The sequence below is a fragment of the Streptomyces sp. genome (genome assembly GCF_031178505.1).
Lineage (GTDB): Bacteria > Actinomycetota > Actinomycetes > Streptomycetales > Streptomycetaceae > Streptomyces > Streptomyces gulbargensis.
Genome location: NZ_JAPSIW010000791.1, coordinates 1 through 3,111, shown reverse-complemented (window position 1 = coordinate 3,111; position 3,111 = coordinate 1). Strand labels below are relative to the sequence as shown.

2 protein-coding genes are annotated in these 3,111 nt (G+C 74.2%); one reads left to right on the top strand and one right to left on the bottom strand.

Translation table 11 applies throughout. The features are described from left to right. Positions 1-79: 79 nt before the first annotated feature. Positions 80-1,423 (bottom strand): geranylgeranyl reductase family protein, encoded by a 1,344-nt coding sequence (locus RIF68_RS32375; protein ID WP_309054833.1) that lies wholly within the window; start codon positions 1,421-1,423, stop codon positions 80-82. Between the two features lie 333 nt (positions 1,424-1,756). Between RIF68_RS32375 and RIF68_RS32370 the strand changes: the two genes are divergently transcribed. Then, on the top strand, positions 1,757-3,111 hold a 1,355-nt coding region (locus RIF68_RS32370; protein WP_309054832.1), incomplete at its 3' end, for a dipeptidase.

Sequence of the window (3,111 nt, the reverse complement as noted above, 5' to 3'; positions counted from 1 at the left end):
CGCGGGGTGGCTCGGTGCGCGCGCCGCCGCCCGGCGCACTCGGGCCGGTCGGCGGGGCCCCGCTCCCCGCGGCGCCGCCCTACGCGTTCCCCGTCGTGCCCGTGTCCCCCGGCGTCCCGGCGCTCCCCGTGCTCCCGGTGACCCCGCCGTCCTGCCCCTTCGCGCGGCTCCCGTCGTCCCCGGAACGCTCCGTACCGTCCTGCGCGCGGGGCGGGACGCCGCGCCCCGCCGGACCGTGGCCCGCCGAGGTGTCCATGCGCCGGTCGAGGAGTTCGAGGGCCCGGCGGGCCAGGCCGTTGGAGCGGACCATGCCGCCGAGGGTGGCCGAACCGCGCGTGATGTCGGTGAAGGCCTTCCAGGCCGGCCGCACACCGGTGATGACCGCGTGCAGGAGCCCCGGGCGCCGCTCGAAGACGGCGAGCATCCGGCGCCCGACCGCCATCTCCACGCCGAGGCCCGCCTTGATGGCGAACGCGTAGTTGAGCGCCTGCCGGCGCGCGTCCACCGCGTCGTGCGCCTCGGCGACCCGTACCGCCCACTCACCCGCGAGCCGGCCGGAGCGGAGCGCGTACGAAATGCCCTCACGGGTCCACGGCTCGAGCAGTCCGGCCGCGTCGCCGCAGACGAGGACGCGTCCCCGGGACAGCGGCGAGTCGTCGGTGCGGCAGCGCGTCAGGTGGCCCGAGGAGATCGTGGGCTCGAAGCCGGCGAGGCCGAGCCGGGCGACGAAGTCCTCCAGGTACCGCTTGGTGGCCGCGCCCTCGCCGCGGGCAGAGATCACGCCGACCGTCAGCGTGTCCCCCTTGGGGAAGACCCAGCCGTAACTGCCGGGCATGGGGCCCCAGTCGATGAGGACGCGGCCCTTCCAGTCCTCCGCCACCGACGGCGGGACCGGAATCTCCGACTCCAGGCCGAGGTCGACCTGGCCGAGCTTCACCCCCACATGGGCGCCTATCCGGCCGGCGCTGCCGTCGGCGCCCACGACCGCCCGCGCGAGGACTCGCTCGCCGTCCGCCAGGACGACGGCGACGGTCCGCCGGTCCGGGACGCCGGGGCCGTGCTGCTCCACCCGGGTCACGGCGACCCCGGTCCGCAGCTCGGCGCCCGCCTTCTGGGCGTGCTCCACGAGCTGGGCGTCGAACTCGGGCCGGTTGACCAGGCCGAACAGCATCCGGCGCGAACGGCGGGTGCGGGCGAAGCGGCCGTCCATGGAGAAGGTGACGGCGTGCACCCGGTCCAGCAGGGGCAGTTCGAAACCGGGCGGAAGCGCGTCGCGCGACGGACCGATGATGCCGCCGCCGCAGGTCTTGTAGCGGGGCAGTTCGGCCTTCTCCAGGAGCAGCACCCGGCGCCCGGCGACGGCGGCCGCGTAGGCGGCGGAGGCGCCGGCCGGACCGGCGCCGACGACCACGACGTCCCAGATCCGGTCCGCGGACGTCCCGTCCGCCGCGTCGGTCCCCTCCGCGACGGCGTCCCGCGCGTCCTCCTGCTCCTCCCCCGCGTCGGGCGTCGGATCGGGCGTCGTACCCGCGGGCTCGGCAGCCACGGAATCGGTGTGCTCCGGACCGGTGTTCTCTGCGTGCTCGCTGCTCACGGTGTGCTTCTGCTCCTGATCCGACCGGTGGTCTGCTCTGTCCGCATCCTACGGCTCGGCAGCCGGGGCCCCACCGTAGGATCGACGGTGCGTTCGACGTACCACGACATACGCCGAACGTCTCCACACCGTCGTAACGTCGCACCCACCAGGAGCGTGCCCATGACCTCCCACCCGATCGCCGAGACCGTCCGGTCCCTGATGCCGCGGGCCAAGGCCGAGCTGGCGGAACTGGTCGCCTTCGAGTCGGTGGCGGACGAGGCCGTGGCCCCTCGCAGCGAGTGCGAGGCGGCCGCGAACTGGGTGGCCGGCGCGCTGAGGGCCGAGGGCTTCGAGGACGTCGCACTGCTCGACACCCCCGACGGTTCGCAGTCGGTGTACGGCATCCTGCCCGGCCCGGCCGGCGCGCCGACCGTCCTTCTCTACGCCCACTACGACGTGCAGCCGAAGCTGGACGAGTCGGCCTGGCTCACCCCGCCGTTCGAGCTGACCGAGCGCGACGGCCGCTGGTACGGGCGTGGTGCCGCCGACTGCAAGGGCGGCATCGTGATGCACCTGCTGGCGCTGCGCGCCCTGAAGGCCAACGGCGGTGTGCCGGTGACGGTCAAGGTGATCGTCGAAGGCTCGGAGGAGCAGGGCACGGGCGGGCTGGAGCGGTACGCGGAGCAGCACCCCGAGCTGCTGGCCGCCGACGCGATCGTCATCGGCGACGCGGGCAACTTCCGGGTGGGACTGCCGACGGTGACGGCGACGCTGCGCGGTATGACGATGATCCGGGTGCGGATCGACACCCTGCAGGGCAACCTGCACTCCGGACAGTTCGGCGGCGCCGCCCCGGACGCGCTGGCCGCGCTGATCCGGGTGCTGGACTCGCTGCGGGACGAGACCGGGGCCACGGCCGTCGACGGTCTGGCGCGCGACACGGTGTGGGAGGGCCTCCAGTACCCGGAGGAGGACTTCCGCCAGGACGCCAAGGTGCTGTCCGGCGTGGACCTGCCGGGCACCGGCACGGTCGCGGACCGGATCTGGGCCCGGCCGGCCGTGACGGTCGTCGGCATCGACTGCCACCCGGTGGCCGGCGCGACGCCGTCGATCCCGTCGACCGCCCGCGCGCAGATCAGCCTGCGGGTGCCGCCGGGCCAGGACGCGGCGGAGGCGACGAAGCTGCTGTACGCCCACATCGAGAAGCACACCCCGTGGAACGCGCGGGTGAGCTTCGAGCAGGTCGGACAGGGCCAGGCGTTCCAGGCGGACACGTCGAGCCCGGCGTACGCCTCGATGGCCGAGGCGATGCGGATCGCGTACCCGGGCCAGGAGATGCAGGCGGCGGGCATGGGCGGGTCGATCCCGCTGTGCAACACGCTGGCCTCGCTGTATCCGGAGTCGGAGATCCTGCTCATCGGTCTGAGCGAGCCGGAGGCGCAGATCCACGCGCCGAACGAGTCGGTCTCGCCGGAGGAGCTGGAGCGCCTGTCGGTGGCCGAGGCGCACTTCCTCGTCAACTACGCCCGGTCGAA